The organism is Echinicola sp. 20G, assembly GCF_015533855.1.
Lineage (GTDB): Bacteria > Bacteroidota > Bacteroidia > Cytophagales > Cyclobacteriaceae > Echinicola.
This window is the reverse complement of sequence record NZ_AP024154.1, coordinates 3396245-3412734: the sequence shown is the minus strand read 5'-3', so window position 1 is coordinate 3412734 and position 16490 is coordinate 3396245. Positions and strand designations below refer to the sequence as shown.

Genomic DNA, 16490 nt, shown 5'->3' with positions numbered 1-16490 from the left:
AATGAGATTTGAGACATGAAAGTTATCGGGGCAGGTGTGAGATTCTAGATTTTTTACGTCATTGCGACGACCAAGGAGATTGCTTCAGGTTTTAAAAAACCTGAAGCAATGACAGATGGCTCACCGTCACTAAGAGGCACCCTAGTGGCAAAGCAGGCCCATATTTAGGATATGCATTACTTCTATCGGCTCAAACTTCGCCTTTCTCGCCTGCCTTCTGTAGGCAGGCAATGACGGTCATGACAATAACCGCTTCAATTTCAAGGCATTTTTAAAGCCTAAGTATTTGGATAAGGTTTGGAATTTGGGGCCGCCTATATAGGTCTTTTCTGAAATCCCCAAATTCTGAATATGGTTTTCAGCCTCTGCAATTAAATCTGAATGCTCAGGAAATACATCGTAAATAAACTTTTGATATACTTTCTTAAGTGCTTTTCTTACTCTTGGAGAATCCTCTACTTTTAGTACATCCCTTTGATAGCAACTATATGACATCAATAAAGAACACCAGGATTTTTCACTTTTTTGTTGGGATACATTTCCTTCATTCAAGCTTCTATAGTATACCGACGATTTGTTATCATAAATGACTTTTGAACAATTTAAGAGTACTCTGCAAAAGAACTCACCATCCTGATTTATGGTTAAATCCTCATTCCAAGGTCCCGCTAAATCCACTAATTCCCTTGACACTAACCAAGATGAATCTGCTGTCATTTCCTGATAATTCCAAGCAGTTAATAACCAATCAATCCCCAAATCAAAATTCCGGTAAATATGGAAAGGGTAAAATGAATCACTTTTAATTGAGGTTTTAAAGTTTGACCATTTACAATGAACGGTGGCATTTTTACCCTCCTCTTTCAATAAATTTATCTGATTTTGGATCTTGTCATTAGACATAATATCATCTGCATCCAAAAACTGAATGTACTCACCCTTTGCTTCCATAATTCCTTTATTGGTGGTTGCAGATACTCCTTGGTTCTCCTGATCAAACAGTAAAATCTTTTCAGGGCACCTTGCTTGATATTGCTCTAAAATAGCCATAGAATTATCAGTAGAGCCATCATTTATCAAAATGATTTCTGTATGGGAATAAGTCTGAGCCAAAGCAGAATCTATGGTCTCTGCTACATAAGCTTCTTTGTTATAGGCCGGAATAATGATGGATACTAATGGATTCAAATCGTATATTTTTTACACAATTCATTGCGACGACCAGAAGGAGGAAGCCCGCCTCCAGGAGGGCAGGCAATCTCAGCTTCGATAGATGGGATTGCTTCTTCCGGTTAACCAGGATCGCAATGACGTAATGTCAAACATCACCGCTAGGCTAAAGAATGAAGCCAGAGCAATCTTATCACGGCAAAATTTATCAACTATAAATTAATTGCCCTAATTGCAAAACTTGGAGGAATATTCCTTTCCATAGTCAAATAGATGATCTCCCAATCGTACTTATTACAAAACTCATAAACTGCTTCAATAACTCCATATTTCCATGGAACCTCCAACTCCCCAATAATAAAATCATGACCAGCTATTATCCCTCCCTTCTTAACTTTTTGCCTATATGCTTCTAATTCTGCCTTCGTCACCTCATAAGAATGAGCGGTATCGATATAAATCCAATCAAAATATTCATCTGAAAATTCTTCTACTATATCAGTGGAATAGCCTCTATTTATTTCAATTAGCCCATCCTTTTGTTCAGCAAGAAACCTATCCATGACTTTATGATAAAGCTTTTCAGGATATCTTTCACTTTTCCAAACATCAATCAAGTGTAGCTTTGAAGGTTTGGTTATGTCTAAAATAGTTTGACTATAATCACCTTTATCTACACCTATTTCTGCAATTACTCCGTTTTTTGGTAGGGCATCTATAAGAGTTTCACGATTGGTTAATGCCTTTAAATTAGAAATATGTTTCTCCTCAATTGAAGGAATAGGCATTTTTTCAAAATGTGCCCTAGGCACTAAATCAAACTTTTTAGTAAAGTATTGGTATAGCTTTGACTTAAACGCTACAGGAATAAGCTTATTAATCATATTATTACCTTTTTGTTTCGTTACCTTTGAGCAAACTATAATATTCCTTTATCGCCCCCACGTTAATAGCATGGCATACATATAATATATCAAGTGCTTCTTTTGGAGAAACAGTAAATAGCTTCTTCAATGCAAAACGATATCTCCTCCAAATAAAAGTGAATATATGTCCAGTAAATTGGGCTGACTTTTGTTTATACTTTCTGGTAAAAGTACCTCCTAACAATCTCCTATATTTATTAACTAGCTCCTCAACTTCATACCTTGCAGGGTGCTGAACAATGACATCATCTTTATAAACAATCTTATATTTTGAAGCAATTTTACCAGAGAGGTCTGAATCACCATTGGATTTTAGTGTGGCATCATATGCTCCAAATTCTTCTATTACCTCCTTATAAGAGAACCAGTTGGCGGTGATCGCATGCCCCTCTTTAGCATAAGCTTCAGTAGTAAAACCCGTGTATTTTTCATAGACTTCAGCTGGAGACAACTTATTAACATCTTTGTAGAATAATGGAACGGGCCCAGTTAGTACCCCTATTACATTCTTTATGTCCTGCTCAAAATGTTTGTACGCATTTAATAGCCAATTTTCATCTGGTACGCAATCCGCATCTGTAAACGCCAAAATTCTTCCATTTGAGTGTTTGATGCCTGTATTCCTCGCTGCATAAGAACCAGAAAAAGGTTCATCTATTATTCTAATGTTTAAGCTATCAGTAAAGTCTTTTGGAACTTCCACATTCCCTTCGGGGTCATTGTTTATAACTAAGATCTCTGATTGTTGTAAATCAATTGTCTGATCCATCAAAGCCCTTAAGCACTTTATTAACCGCTGAGTATCCTTATAAACTGGAATAATTATGGAAAACAAAATGGTTTGATTCATTTTAACCTATAATGCTTCATCCCCCAGTTATAAAACATAGAAATAAACCATGTATTTATGGGATATACTAAAAATTGGAATCCATGAAATACCAGTTTCCTTAATAAATGTGGTCTAATTGGATTAGAAATAGCTCTACCTATATGGTAAATAATGTATTTTTTCTCGATATTCTTAAGATTGTTTAGTCCTATATTATCAATTAAAACAACAATAAATATAAATCCAGATTTCCTTGACCTCTTTTTTATAGTGTTATCAGAATGAGAATAATATGTAGAAACTGCACTTGATAATTTCCCTGGATAAAATTGGTATTTCCTTGAAATACGATGCCATAATTCGGTATCTTCATGAAGTGATAATCTATTGTCAAAGCATTTTGGCATTGAATCTAATATAGTTTTTCTAAAGGTAACTGAACTGATATGACCGATACTGATATCGTTCTCTAAAACATATTCATAAAAAGAATCAGAGTTGGCTCTTATAAGATTTTCATTAGTTCCAAAATTCCCTTCATTTCCATTTTCATATTTGATTTTCGCTAAAGAATATACAACTTTTGCATCGCGGTTTTCTCCAAATACTTCTTCATCATAAGTAAATCTGTCAGAATGATATAAATCATCAGAATCTAAAAAAGAAATATACTCATAGGAAGCATTCCTTATCCCCAAGTTTCTACTTGCGGAAACTCCTCTATTTATTCCATTGGGATGGCGAAGAATTCTAATTTTTTCTTCTCTATGTTTAATTTTTTTGCAAATTTCAAGTGATCCATCTGTAGACCCATCATCAATTATCAAAATCTCACCAACCTGCTTTAGACGAAGTACACTTAATATTGTTCTGCCAATAAATTCTTTTCTATTATAAACAGGAATAATTACCGAAACCTTAAACAAAACTCCTTTATTTTTTCATGAACCAAAATGAAGCTCCGTGTCTTTCAACGCCACTTAATATATTAATGTCCCAAATTGGATTTAATATCTGAGCAAGTTCTGATAATTTACTGATATAAAAATTAGGTAAAATAACATCAAACTTGTCAGAGCCATAGATCAAAATATTTGCCAACATATATTGTTCAGAATAAAATCTGTCACTCCAATTCTGAGGATAATCATATGGGAGAAATACATCATGAATCTGGATAATTACTCCACTTTTAAGATTAGGAATAATATCCAAGAAAACTGCTATAGCATCTGAATTCATCAAAACTCTATGTGAGTTATCAATAAATAAAAAATCACCTTTTTCCAATTTATTGAAAACATTAAGATCAACTTCTTCTAGAGGCTTCCTTATTATATGATCGCAAATTTCATTAATTTCATTTCTAGGAGAAGGGTCTATAGAAAAGATTGTTGTTTGTAATTGATAATCTTCAATGGCCCTCTTAGCAATCTTAGTTGAGTTTCCAGATCCAACTTCAATGTAAATGTTAGGTTTATACTTTACTAAGAATCCATATAAAGAAATTAAATCAAGTCCAGGGATAAATCCATTTATCCAAGTAGGATCATTAATCTCATGTTTTTCCAATTCTGAAACGGGAATTTCTAGATAATTATCCTTGAATTGCAAAAAATATTCAAGATTAGATTTATATACGTAATTGTTTTTCTTTAAAAAGGAACTAATATGTAAATGTGGATTGCATAATGAATACCTCTGATTTAGACTTACAGGATAATCTAAAAAAATGTTCTTATTAGGTTCAATTTCATGAATCAAATTCTTTGCCTTTTGAAGGAAATAAGGACTCTTACTTAATAAATATTTTAAATTTCTTTTTATGAATTTTTTAATCATAAGTTATAAAACTTTCTCATGGATTCTATAAAAGCTCTTTTTCCGCACTGCAAAACAGCTAGTTCCCTGATTTTTTCAGGATCAAATTGTACTTCCTTATTTTTAACTTTTAATATAGCAATGGCCAATGCTTTAGAATCCTTAACCGGTACCACCAAACCTGTTTTTGGATTTATACTATCTTCCACTCCACCATTGGCAGTGGTTACTATTGGTAATCCGCACATCATAGCTTCTCTTACTGCAATTCCATGAGGCTCTTGAATAGAGGGAGAAACAAAAACATGGGCCTGATTTAAAATTTCCCCTATTTTATCTCTCTGTACAAAAGGTAAAAAAGTACCCATTTCGTATATCCCAAGTTCCTTACTCTTAGTAATAAAAACATTATTTCCGGCACTATTGGAATCTGTATCCCCACCTTTTCCAATCATAATGAATTCTACATCTTTATCCTGCTTAATCACTTCTTTTATGGCTTCTAAAAATGTTATCGCACCTTTTACAGGAAAGGAATTTAAAATAGTGATAATGGTGAAAGGTTTCCTTCTTTTCTTTAAGTTAATCTCGAGTTTTGTTTCATCCACCAAATTCCAAATCACCTCAGGGTTACATTCGGGTTGATTCATCAAGATTTGACGTCTTTCATCATAACTTACCGCGGCAACTTTCCTTGCTACCTTAAATGCATCAAGTACTAACTGTGCTCGTAATTTCGAATAATAATGGAAAACAAAAACTTGATGTTCGATGATCACAAATGGAATATCAAACTTTTTTGAAATTTCATGGGCAAAGATACCAGCATCCATCCCACTTTGCGCATGAATGATATCTGGAATCCACCCATTACTTAGAAGTTCTCTAAATACTTTTAAATACTTTTTTCTTGCAGCATTTAGATAAGCCCGATCCTTAATTCTCCGATTGTTAGGTAAATAAAACCCAAAAGCCTCTGGGCATTGCAAGACATCATTAAACTCAATTTTTCGACTGATTTTAGTTTTTATTATATTAATATATGAGGTAGACTTTACTTCACCGAAAAGCACTTTAATATCAAACCCGCTTGTAGATAATAACTCAGCTTGTTCCTTAAAAAAGGACCCCTTTAGTGGTTGAGAAATAGTCGGGTACCAAGAAGGAATAATGAGAACTTTCTTCATTTATTCAGAAACAAATTCCATTATTAGATTTTTTTTTCGATTAGGACATAACAAATAGTTCCTATTTTCCTGATCGTTATTTCTTCCAAGATGGCTTACTTCTATTAAGCCTACCTCCTCATCTATCCAGTAATAAGTGTACTTATTTCCCAAAACTGAACCGATATCTGTACCTATCTTTTCATTTTGAATTTCCAAGATTAGAATTGGAAGATGTTTATGTAAAAACTCCCCATACCCAATAAGCACTTCATATTCCAAGGTTTCGACATCAATTTTCATTAAATCAATCGATGGAATATCATTTTTTTCAATGTAGCTGTCCAATCTAGAAACTTCAACTGAAATAGATTTTTGTCCTTTAGTACGCCATGCCATATTTAAGCTTCCATGCATGGTATTGATATTTGAAAAAGTAGTATCACCAGTATTATAAAATGGCAATTTCCCTTTTTGATCAGATAATGCTAATTGTTCACAACAAATGTTAAAATCATTAATTTCATTATTTTTTTTAAGCACTTTGTAAATATTCGGTTGTGGTTCAAAAGCAAAAATTTTAGCATTTCTATTGTAAGCTTTTGCCATCATACTAAACCAACCTGTATTGGCCCCTATATCAAAAATCACTTTACTCCTTTCTGCAAGAAAACACCACACTTCCCTCGTCCTATTTTCATATTTAAGTCTTTCAAATCCCTGCCAAAACAATTCTGTATCCCAGAAATATGCATTATTATATAGCCAAAATCTTTTTCCACCCTCTATCTTTACTTTAAACTTATCAAAGAACGTTCTTTTTTTAAATTTAAGAATTGGCTGTAACGGTTTGATTGTACTATAAATAGGTCTAGCTAAGTGGTGGTGATAGAATTTCTTAATTTTTTTCATTTATGAATTAGGTAACAATCGCTGTCTTCTTTTTTTTCATACCATTTAAACATACTGACAAAAGGGCTTCCAGTTACTATAATTCCATTATCAAATTGGGCCTCCTCCACCTTCATCAAATCATATTTCTCTTTTTTATATGTCCCCTCCAATTTTCTCATTAGCCGATATATCAAATAATAATACCAATAAGCTACACCAAAAGGCAAAATCTCATCCCAAGTACCTGAGGTTTTATGGTATGTTTTCTTTAATACATAATTAAAGATCTGCATATTATAATTTCCATTGTCATGTAATTTCTCAAATTCTAAAACCATCAAATGAAATAGCTTTTCAATATTTTTTTTACTTCCTCCGATTGTGCCTGGATTGTATACTGGGTAAAAGAAAAAACTTACCGGAAGCTTTTCTGAGCATTGTTTATAGAATTTATATAACGACTTAATCGTCCATGTGGCGCTTTTCCAACATCGCCTATTTCCACGTCCAATAAAGACTTTATTCGAGTTATCTTTAAGAACAGTAATGGGATGTTTATTAATGATTACATCATTAATATCTGTTGTAACTACAAAACTATTTTCTGGTAACCTCTGAACAAATTCATAAAAAATGAAAAAACGCTCATCGTTAAGGGAGTAAGGGCCTAGATGACACTTAATAAATTTTATTTTTTCAGTTTGATACCTTGAAATAAATGGTTCTGATAAATCATCATAAAATACAATTGCATTTATTTCTAGTTCCCTTACGCTTTCGTACCAATTTTCTATATAAGTAAAGTCATCACCAGATTGATGGATGCCCCTTACTGGATCTTTCTTTGAAACAAAATAAGTTGATAGAATTATTAAGTTGTTGTCAATAGAATTAACTACTTCCAGACTTTTAAAATCTACTATACGCCTCATAAAATTTTATCATTCTAAGATAGAGAATCAATATTTTTTTATTATGATATTTACGTTTAAAAAGCTACAAAGAAAGTAAGACAGCCTACTAAAACGTGTTGATTTCTACAACATTCAGTCATATCTCATCTACACTTATAAACCTATGCTTATATTCTAACTCCTTTAAAAGATTATTCAGCACTATGATAGAAAGTCCTGATCAAATTTTCAAAATCGTCTTCGGCTTAAAAAGGACAATATCATTGGCTATGTGTTGAAAAGTTTGAAATGAAATCGTAAATCCAGTTTCAAACAAAAATCCTTTATTAAAATAGGGCTTTAGTATTTCAAAAGCCTTTAACTCACGCATTTTCCATGAACTGATTTCCTCCATTTTTTGGGTAGAGAGATAAACCATTTTTTCGACACCAAAAATTCTATCTCTTAACTTCTTTAGCATAGTATCAGTATTTCCTAAATGTGAGTTTAAAATTGTTGTAAGGCCACCATGCGGTTAAATTCCTGGGACTGCTCTACCAATTCTCCGAAGGAACCCATCCCCTTTATTTCACCCTTGGAAAGTAGTATGACCTTATCTGCATGTTTGATAGTGGCCAAACGATGGGCCACTATCAATATCGTATAGTGCCCCTTTAGTTGATCAATATTGCTTTGAATATGATTTTCAGTTTCTGAATCCAAGGCAGAAGTCGCCTCATCCATAATCAAAACATCTACCTCCTTAAAAAGCTCTCTGGCGATGGATATGCGCTGCTTTTGGCCTCCACTGATCAAGATACCATTATTTCCCAGAAGTGTATCTTCTTGCTCTTCCAATCCCCTAACAAAATCAGCAAGGGAAGCCTTTTCCATAACTTCCCAGAATCGTTGTACATTTTCAGCTGATTTTTCTTCCCAAAAAGTCACATTGTCATAGATACTATCGGAAAAAATCACAGGTTCCTGACTGATATAACCAATGCGACGTTGCCAAGAACGAAGGTCCAGTTTACTTGTATCATGACCATCTATGTATATGGCTCCTTTATCGACTGGCATTAAACCTGTAATCAAGTTGACCAAGGTGGTTTTTCCGCTGCCACTTTCTCCCACAAATGCCACGGTTTGATTTTTCTTGATGTTTATGCTAACATTAGAAAGCACTTCTTTCTTACCATATTGAAATCCTACATTCTCAAGCCTCAGCTCATTGCTCAGCTCCTGGACCAACTCGCTCCCCAAAGGTTCTTTATTCTTCCTTAAGTCATCAATAAAGGCCTTCATATTTCCCAAAGCACCTGAATTAGTAAGAAAATTGTTCCAAAAACCTTGAAGGTTCATGACAAAGGTCAAAGCACGGTAAAAAAACATCAAACTCAATAATATTACCCCCATGCTTTGCCCAAAAACTGAAGTTTGTAAAAAGATAATCCCCACCACTACCCCTATGATCAAAGGTTCTTTGGCGGCATATAAAACAGCACTGTAAAAGCCGATGGCTTTGTTGCTGCTTTCAATATTTTCCACCGACCGTTTTAGCCTTGCTCCATAAAAACCAGAAAACCCAGTGGCTTTTAAGTATTTATAAAAATTGACCTTCTGCATTAACAAACGTTGATAAATATGACCCTCATGGGTTATTTTACGTGACGCTGCTTTTGTTTTTTTATTTAAGACATTAAATACCACATTGGCGGCCCCACCTCCAATAATAACCAAAATGGCAAACTGAACATTAGCCATAAAGGCTAATACACTATACACCATGACCATGATCCCACATTGCACCGTCATAAAATAAGCCGAATATGCAGCTGAAACCCGCCCTACTTCTCCCGACAAGGTATTCTGAATTCTTCCAGCATCTTGACTTGCAAAAGCTTTATAAGCCATTGCAATTAAACCGTCAATCAATTGGAAACGAATGGCTTTGATAAAATAATTTTGCACAATGGTTTTATAGTATGATTCGATAAAGCGTGCCATTCCTTTAAGAACAAAAAACAAAAGCATCAAGATCAGCACATTGTTCAGGTTCATAGAAACCCCAATACGCTCCAAATTTAGGATTAGAAAATCCAGCCCGCCTAAATCTGAAGCTGCGGTTGTACTCCCTTCGTCTGCAAGCTTAAGCAAGGGAATAAACATAACTAAGCCAAAGCCATCCAATAAGCCCACAGAAATATTAAGCAAAAACGTCACCAGCATTCTGTACCCCAAATACTGGTAGAAATAGCTAAAGTGTTTAAAGCTTTTTCGGATTATACCTTTCAATAAGTTCATATGACTATCAAATCAATGCTTTTTTCTCTTTAATAAAGCTGATCAAAAAGGAATATTGTTCCATACATATTGATTTTAACTGTTAAAAACAGCTCCGCCCGGTCAGCCCCATTTCTTTTCAATGACAGGGCTTAGCAGAGCTGAGTAAAAAAATTACTCATGAGTAACAAAATTACTCGTTTGGATAAGAAATACAAGAAATGAATCGCTATTCATCAGTGGTTTATTGGATTCAATAATTCATTGCAAGAATGCTGTTTTTCACATCGAAATAATTGCAAATCAAAAAGAACAGCGTTTTATTCCAGGCTCTTCTAGCATCTGTGTCCATCCATTTCATCTGTGGACAATCCCCCCCTTCGAGTTGATCTTGAAGTTTGCAATCTTGACCTAAATATTGGGCATTTGCAATGCCTTTAAAACTAATTGCAGATTGGGCCATGCAAATTATAAAGGCAGCAAATGAAAGAACAAGCACTTATTTTAATGTGAAAGGCTGAACAAATTATTTTGAGTCCAATTTCAAAACCTTTCATTATCAAAATAATACCACGAATTCTTAAAAAATAGCCAAAAGGGAATGTATATACTACTAGACCCCAAGGTATCCCCAAGACTGCTATAACGGAACTACCCAAAAGAATGCAATATCAGCCCTCCTACCGCTATTGTTTCAAATACCACTATTAAGGTTGAAATCGAACCTACCGCCCCGAAATAAATTCAAATTTGATTTTCACTGATACCTCAGAAGAAAGGTATTTACTTTAGGTACAGTTAAATTTATTCTTCCAAACAAAGAATACTTTACCCATAGGAACATTTTTCTCATATTTTTAATGTGAATTTATGCACTAGTTGGTTATTAAACCTCCCACTCATTCTCTAACCATCTATAAGTCTACCACTTCAGTCAAAAATCATATATTACACTAATAGATTTTATCTATCATATCATAAAAACAATCAATTGTATTTATTGCAATGGTACCTAATTTGCTCCGTAATATTGCATCATAAACTCAACAAAAAAACGATAGATATATGAAAAAGATCTTACCTTTTTGCTGGCTATTGGCCTTTGGTGCAATTTTTTCTGCTTGTCAGAATAAGACCACATTGGAGGAAGTAGCTGAAGCCGATGGGCATTCTGGTGCTACTAAGAAAAGTAGTTCCAATATGCGTGCTACCAGTAACAGTGAATGGTGGCCCAACCAACTCAACTTGAGCATTCTTCGCCAACATTCTTCGCTTTCCAATCCCATGGGCGAAGACTTTAACTATATCGAAGAGTTCAACAGCTTGGATTATGATTCCCTGAAAAGTGATATTCGCAAAGTCTTGACAGATTCCCAGGACTGGTGGCCAGCTGACTTTGGACATTACGGAGGACTATTTATCAGAATGGCTTGGCACAGTGCCGGTACATACCGAACAGCCGATGGTAGAGGTGGTTCGCGGGCAGGACAGCAACGATTTGCGCCACTGAACAGCTGGCCAGATAATGCCAACTTGGACAAGGCAAGGCGTCTTATTTGGCCTATCAAGCAAAAATATGGCAACAAAATCTCTTGGGCTGACTTGTTGGTTTTAACTGGTAATGTTGCTCTGGAAGATATGGGGTTTGAAACTTTTGGCTTTGCCGGAGGAAGAGAGGACACTTGGGAACCTGAATTGGATATTTATTGGGGAGCTGAAAAAGAGTGGCTTTCTGACGAAAAACGTTATTCCGGCGATCGTGAGTTGGAAAACCCACTAGCCGCTGTTCAGATGGGATTGATCTATGTCAACCCAGAAGGACCAAATGGCAACCCTGATCCCCTTTTGGCAGCTGATGATATTCGCGCCACATTTGGTAGAATGGGAATGAATGAAGAAGAAACCGTTGCCTTAATTGCAGGTGGGCACACTTTGGGGAAAGCACATGGCGCTGGTCCTGCCACCCATGTAGGAACAGATCCGGAAGCCTCTAGCATTGAAGAACAAGGTTTTGGATGGAAAAGTGACTATAAATCCGGAAAAGGTGCAGATGCTATCACCTCTGGATTGGAAGTTACATGGACCCCTACCCCTACCCAGTGGAGCCACTTGTTCTTTGTCAGCTTGTTTGAAAATGAATGGGAACTGACCAAGAGTCCTGCCGGTGCCCACCAATGGGTAGCTAAGGATTCCGATATGACGGTTCCTGATGCCTTTGACAAAAGCAAAAGACATCAACCGACCATGTTTACCACCGATTTATCTTTACGATTTGACCCCAGCTTTGAAAAGATCTCAAGAAAGTTCTACGAGAATCCCGAGCTTTTCAATGAAGCTTTTGCAAGGGCCTGGTTCAAACTGACACATAGGGACATGGGACCAAAGACCACTTATTTAGGCCCTGAAGCCCCCAAAGAAGATTTGATTTGGCAGGATCCAATCCCCGCTGTTAACCATCCTTTGATCAACAAAAGTGACATTGCAAAACTCAAGTCAAACATTTTGGCTTCAGACCTGAGCATTAGTGAAATGGTTTCCACTGCCTGGGCTTCAGCTTCTACTTACAGAGGATCTGACCGCAGAGGAGGCGCCAATGGAGCAAGAATCCGTCTAGCACCACAAAAGGATTGGGATGTTAATAATCCTGAGCAATTGGCAAAAGTTCTAGGCACTCTTGAAAAGATTCAGGCAGATTTCAACGCTACTTCAGGAACCAAAAAGGTTTCAATGGCCGACCTGATCGTATTGGCTGGTGATGCAGCCATTGAGAAAGCTGCCGCCAATGCCGGTTACCCTATCAGCATTCCTTTCGCTCCGGGCCGTATGGATGCCCTTCAAGAGCAAACAGATGTGGAGTCTTTTGCCCTACTGGAGCCAATGGCTGATGGTTTTAGAAATTATCTAAAAACCCAGTACACCCTTTCTACCGAAGAATTATTGGTGGATAAAGCGCAGCTTTTGACACTTACAGCTCCAGAAATGACCGTATTACTTGGAGGGATGCGTTCTCTTCATGCGAACTATGATGGATCTGAAAAGGGGATATTGGGAACCCAGCCTGACCAATTGACCAATGATTTCTTTGTCAATCTATTGGACATGGGTACAGAATGGAGTCCTCTGGATGAAACCAAGGAACTTTTTGAGGGCAAAGACAGAAAAACCGGTGAAGTCAAATACACTGCCACCCGTGCAGATTTGATCTTTGGCTCCAACTCTGAATTGCGCGCACTATCGGAACTTTATGCTAGTTCATCCAATGAAAAGTTTATCAATGACTTCGTTAAGGCCTGGGATAAAGTAATGAAGTTAGATCGATTTGATTTGATCTATCCACAGGATTAAGTTGCGATTTACAGTTTTAAAATTTTAACCTGTAATCATCACCTAACATGGGCACCACGAGTCTTTTCTTGTGGTGCTTTTTGTTTACTATTAACTTATAATACCAAATAAAAAGGGGCTATCAGCTGGAAACTATTAGGGTAAGAAATCCCTCCAAAGACTACTATCCCCATATCCATTAACTAATAATCCATTTGAAAGCTTATTATAAGGAAAACTCCAAAACACAGTTTATTAGATAATTGTCTTGAATTATAAATGTTCACTTAGTAAATGTATTAAAAACCTATAGTCTCCCAGTTCACCTGAAATATTTTATAATACCCTTCTTTGCGTTGTACTATATATACATCAACAAAACTATGACTTAATGGAGTGATAAAAACCTCTCCTTCTTCCTGTGCTTGTTCTTTGTGTTGTTGAATTCTGATATTCTCGAATTCTTTTAGCTCCTGAAAACTTTTTAAAGTGGTTACATCAAAATTTTCCTCCTTTACAGCTTGATATTTGTACTGGCTTTTTAAATGGACAAACAGTTGGTGGCTCGAATCATCATTTGAATCATCGAAAATAAAAATGATCTGATCATCTGTTTCTTTTAACTCCCACCCTTCTTTTAAATCATAAAACATCAAAACAGATTTTTTATGATAGGTCTTTCTGCCTTTGTATAAAACGTAGGTATCTTGTCCTTTAACCAAGCCTGTCAACAGGATATTAATTACGATAAGAAAGGCGTATTTCATCTCCAAAAATTAGTTCAAAAATATCTCTTAACAAAAAGAGGCAACCTACCAGTTGCCTCTTTACTCTTGGATTACAATATGACCTTAGGACTTTCAATCCAAATCAAAGCGGTCCAGGTTCATTACTTTGTCCCAAGCTGCCACAAAGTCCTTCACAAATTTCTCATTGGAATCCTGGCAACCATAAACCTCTGCCAAAGCCCTCAACTCAGAGTTGGAACCGAAAACCAAATCAGCTCGGGTGCCGGTCCACTTCACCTCCCCTGTTTTGGCATCCCGTCCTTCAAAGACTTCCTTATTATCTTCAGACACCGGACGCCATACCGTTCCCATATCCAGTAAGTTCAAGAAAAAGTCATTGGAAAGCACCCCAGGGTTATGAGTCAGCACACCATGTTTGGCCCCATCATAATTGGTACCCAAAACACGCAAGCCACCTATGAGCACGGTGAGTTCTGGTGCGGTCAAAGTCAGGAGTTGGGCCCTATCGATCAGCAATGCCTCGGTGGACACATCAAACCGAGTCCTTCTATAATTTCTAAATCCATCCGCTACGGGCTCAAGGTAGGTAAAGGTATCTATTTCGGTTTGTTCCTGGGAAGTATCCATTCTACCAGGAGTGAACGGCACTTTAATTTGATGGCCTCCATCTTTCGCTGCCTTTTCCAAACCTGCACAGCCACCCAGTACAATCAAGTCCGCTATAGAGATTTTCTTTCCATCAGACTGGGCACCATTAAAATCACTTTGAATCCCTTCATAGATTTTTAGAATTTTGGATAGTTCTGCCGGATTGTTTACTTCCCAGTCCTTTTGCGGTTCCAAGCGAATGCGGGCGCCATTGGCTCCTCCACGCATATCCGAGCCTCGGAAAGTAGAGGCAGAAGCCCAAGCGGTAGAAATTAGCTGAGAAACAGATAAACCAGAAGCCAATATTTTGGACTTTAAAGATGCTATATCCTGTTCATCTACCACCTTATGATCCAATGCAGGAATAGGGTCTTGCCAGATCAACTCCTCTTGTGCTACTTCTGGCCCGAGGTACCTGTTCAGAGGCCCCATATCACGGTGGGTCAACTTGTACCAAGCCCTGGCAAAAGCATCTGCAAACTGGTCAGGATTTTCATAAAATCGTCTTGAAATCTTCTCATATTCCGGGTCGAAACGTAAGGACAAATCAGTAGTCAACATGGTAGGGCGATGTTTTTTGGAGGAATCAAAGGCATCAGGAATGCTCTCCTCTGCGTCTTTGGCCACCCACTGTTTCGCTCCCGCAGGGCTTTTGGTCATCTCCCATTCATACTTAAATAAATTCTCGAAAAAGAAGTTACTCCACTGTGTAGGGGTTTGTGTCCAAGTCACCTCAGGCCCACCGGTAATCGCATCAGGCCCCTTTCCAGACCCAAAAGTATTTTGCCAGCCAAAGCCCATGGACTCAATGGGAGCTGCCTCAGGTTCAGGTCCTATAAACTCTCCGGGATCCGCCGCTCCGTGGGTCTTTCCAAAGGAATGTCCTCCTGCAATCAAAGCCACCGTTTCCTCATCATTCATGGCCATCCTTCCAAAAGTCTCCCGAATATCATGCGCAGCAGAAATAGGATCCCCATTGCCATTCGGTCCTTCAGGATCCACATAAATCAAGCCCATCACCACTGCAGCCAATGGATCCTCCAAATCCCTTTCCCCAGAGTACCTTTTATCTTCCAGCCACTCTTTTTCAGAACCCCAATATACATCTTGCTCCGGTTCCCAAACATCTTCACGCCCTCCTCCAAAGCCAAAGGTTTTAAAGCCCATAGATTCCAATGCTACATTGCCTGCCAAGACCATCAGGTCAGCCCATGAAATCTTTTTGCCATACTTCTGCTTGATGGGCCACAGCAGCCTTCTGGCTTTATCCAAACTGGCATTGTCCGGCCAGCTGTTCAGTGGGGCAAACCGCTGCTGCCCAGCTCCTGCTCCTCCTCGGCCATCACCAATACGATAAGTTCCAGCACTGTGCCAAGCCATCCTGATAAAAAGCCCACCATAGTGCCCAAAGTCTGCCGGCCACCAGTCTTGTGAATCAGTCATCAATGCATGTAAATCCTTTTTCAACCCTTCATAGTCCAGGCTTTTGAAAGCTTCGGCATAATTGAAATCTTTATCCATTGGGTTGGACAAGGAAGAATGTTGTCTTAAGATATCTACCCTCAGTCTATCAGGCCACCAATCCAAATTGCTGGTTCCTCCCCCAGCGCTTTTCTTGGGGGCTCCACCTGAGAAGGGGCATTTGCGACTGCTGTCATTTACATCAAAACTTCGGGATCCATTATTGTTTTCCATTTTTTTGTGTTTTATTGTTATTGGTAAAAAATTTAAAGGAATTGTTATTTTGATTTTTTTCTTACTTTCAAATACTATTTTCAAACTTC

General features: G+C 37.2%; 12 protein-coding genes. 1 reads left to right on the top strand and 11 read right to left on the bottom strand.

What is annotated here, in order from left to right; all coding sequences use genetic code 11:
* Window positions 1–237: 237 nt before the first annotated feature.
* The 9 genes from JL001_RS13990 to JL001_RS13950 form a co-directional block, all read right to left on the bottom strand.
* Window positions 238–1188: a glycosyltransferase family A protein gene (locus JL001_RS13990; RefSeq protein WP_200977033.1), complete on the bottom strand. Its 951-nt coding sequence runs from the start codon at window positions 1186–1188 to the stop codon at window positions 238–240.
* A gap of 194 nt (window positions 1189–1382) precedes the next feature.
* Window positions 1383–2054, bottom strand: coding sequence for a class I SAM-dependent methyltransferase (locus JL001_RS13985; RefSeq protein ID WP_200977031.1), 672 nt, complete (start codon window positions 2052–2054; stop codon window positions 1383–1385).
* 4 nt (window positions 2055–2058) lie between these two features.
* The gene (locus JL001_RS13980) at window positions 2059–2946 is read right to left on the bottom strand and encodes a glycosyltransferase family 2 protein (protein ID WP_200977029.1); all 888 of its coding nucleotides are present in this window, start codon (window positions 2944–2946) and stop codon (window positions 2059–2061) included.
* The gene (locus JL001_RS13975) at window positions 2943–3854 is read right to left on the bottom strand and encodes a glycosyltransferase family 2 protein (protein ID WP_200977027.1); all 912 of its coding nucleotides are present in this window, start codon (window positions 3852–3854) and stop codon (window positions 2943–2945) included. Before JL001_RS13975 ends, JL001_RS13980 begins: the two co-directional genes overlap by 4 nt.
* Before the next feature lie 7 nt (window positions 3855–3861).
* Window positions 3862–4770, bottom strand: a complete 909-nt coding sequence (locus JL001_RS13970; protein ID WP_200977025.1) for a class I SAM-dependent methyltransferase — start codon at window positions 4768–4770, stop codon at window positions 3862–3864.
* Window positions 4767–5936: a glycosyltransferase gene (locus tag JL001_RS13965; protein WP_200977023.1), complete on the bottom strand. Its 1170-nt coding sequence runs from the start codon at window positions 5934–5936 to the stop codon at window positions 4767–4769. Before JL001_RS13965 ends, JL001_RS13970 begins: the two co-directional genes overlap by 4 nt.
* A complete protein-coding gene (locus JL001_RS13960) occupies window positions 5937–6827 on the bottom strand; it encodes an FkbM family methyltransferase (RefSeq protein WP_200977021.1) in 891 nt (296 codons plus the stop codon).
* Complete coding sequence (locus JL001_RS13955) at window positions 6824–7741, bottom strand: hypothetical protein (protein ID WP_200977019.1); 918 nt, start codon at window positions 7739–7741, stop codon at window positions 6824–6826. The genes JL001_RS13960 and JL001_RS13955 overlap by 4 nt, the downstream gene beginning before the upstream one ends.
* A 468-nt stretch (window positions 7742–8209) precedes the next feature.
* A complete protein-coding gene (locus JL001_RS13950; RefSeq protein WP_200977017.1) occupies window positions 8210–10006 on the bottom strand; it encodes an ABC transporter ATP-binding protein in 1797 nt (598 codons plus the stop codon).
* A 1044-nt stretch (window positions 10007–11050) separates the two neighbouring features.
* On the opposite strand from JL001_RS13950, the gene katG (JL001_RS13945) reads away from it, so the two are divergent.
* Window positions 11051–13330, top strand: a complete 2280-nt coding sequence (katG, locus tag JL001_RS13945; protein ID WP_200977015.1) for a catalase/peroxidase HPI — start codon at window positions 11051–11053, stop codon at window positions 13328–13330.
* Between the two features lie 278 nt (window positions 13331–13608).
* Here the strand turns inward: katG (JL001_RS13945) and JL001_RS13940 are convergent, their stop codons facing one another.
* The gene (locus tag JL001_RS13940; RefSeq protein WP_200977007.1) at window positions 13609–14076 is read right to left on the bottom strand and encodes a hypothetical protein; all 468 of its coding nucleotides are present in this window, start codon (window positions 14074–14076) and stop codon (window positions 13609–13611) included.
* Window positions 14077–14169: 93 nt separating this feature from the next.
* Complete coding sequence (gene katG / locus JL001_RS13935; RefSeq protein ID WP_200977000.1) at window positions 14170–16401, bottom strand: catalase/peroxidase HPI; 2232 nt, start codon at window positions 16399–16401, stop codon at window positions 14170–14172.
* Between the last annotated feature and the right edge of the window lie 89 nt (window positions 16402–16490).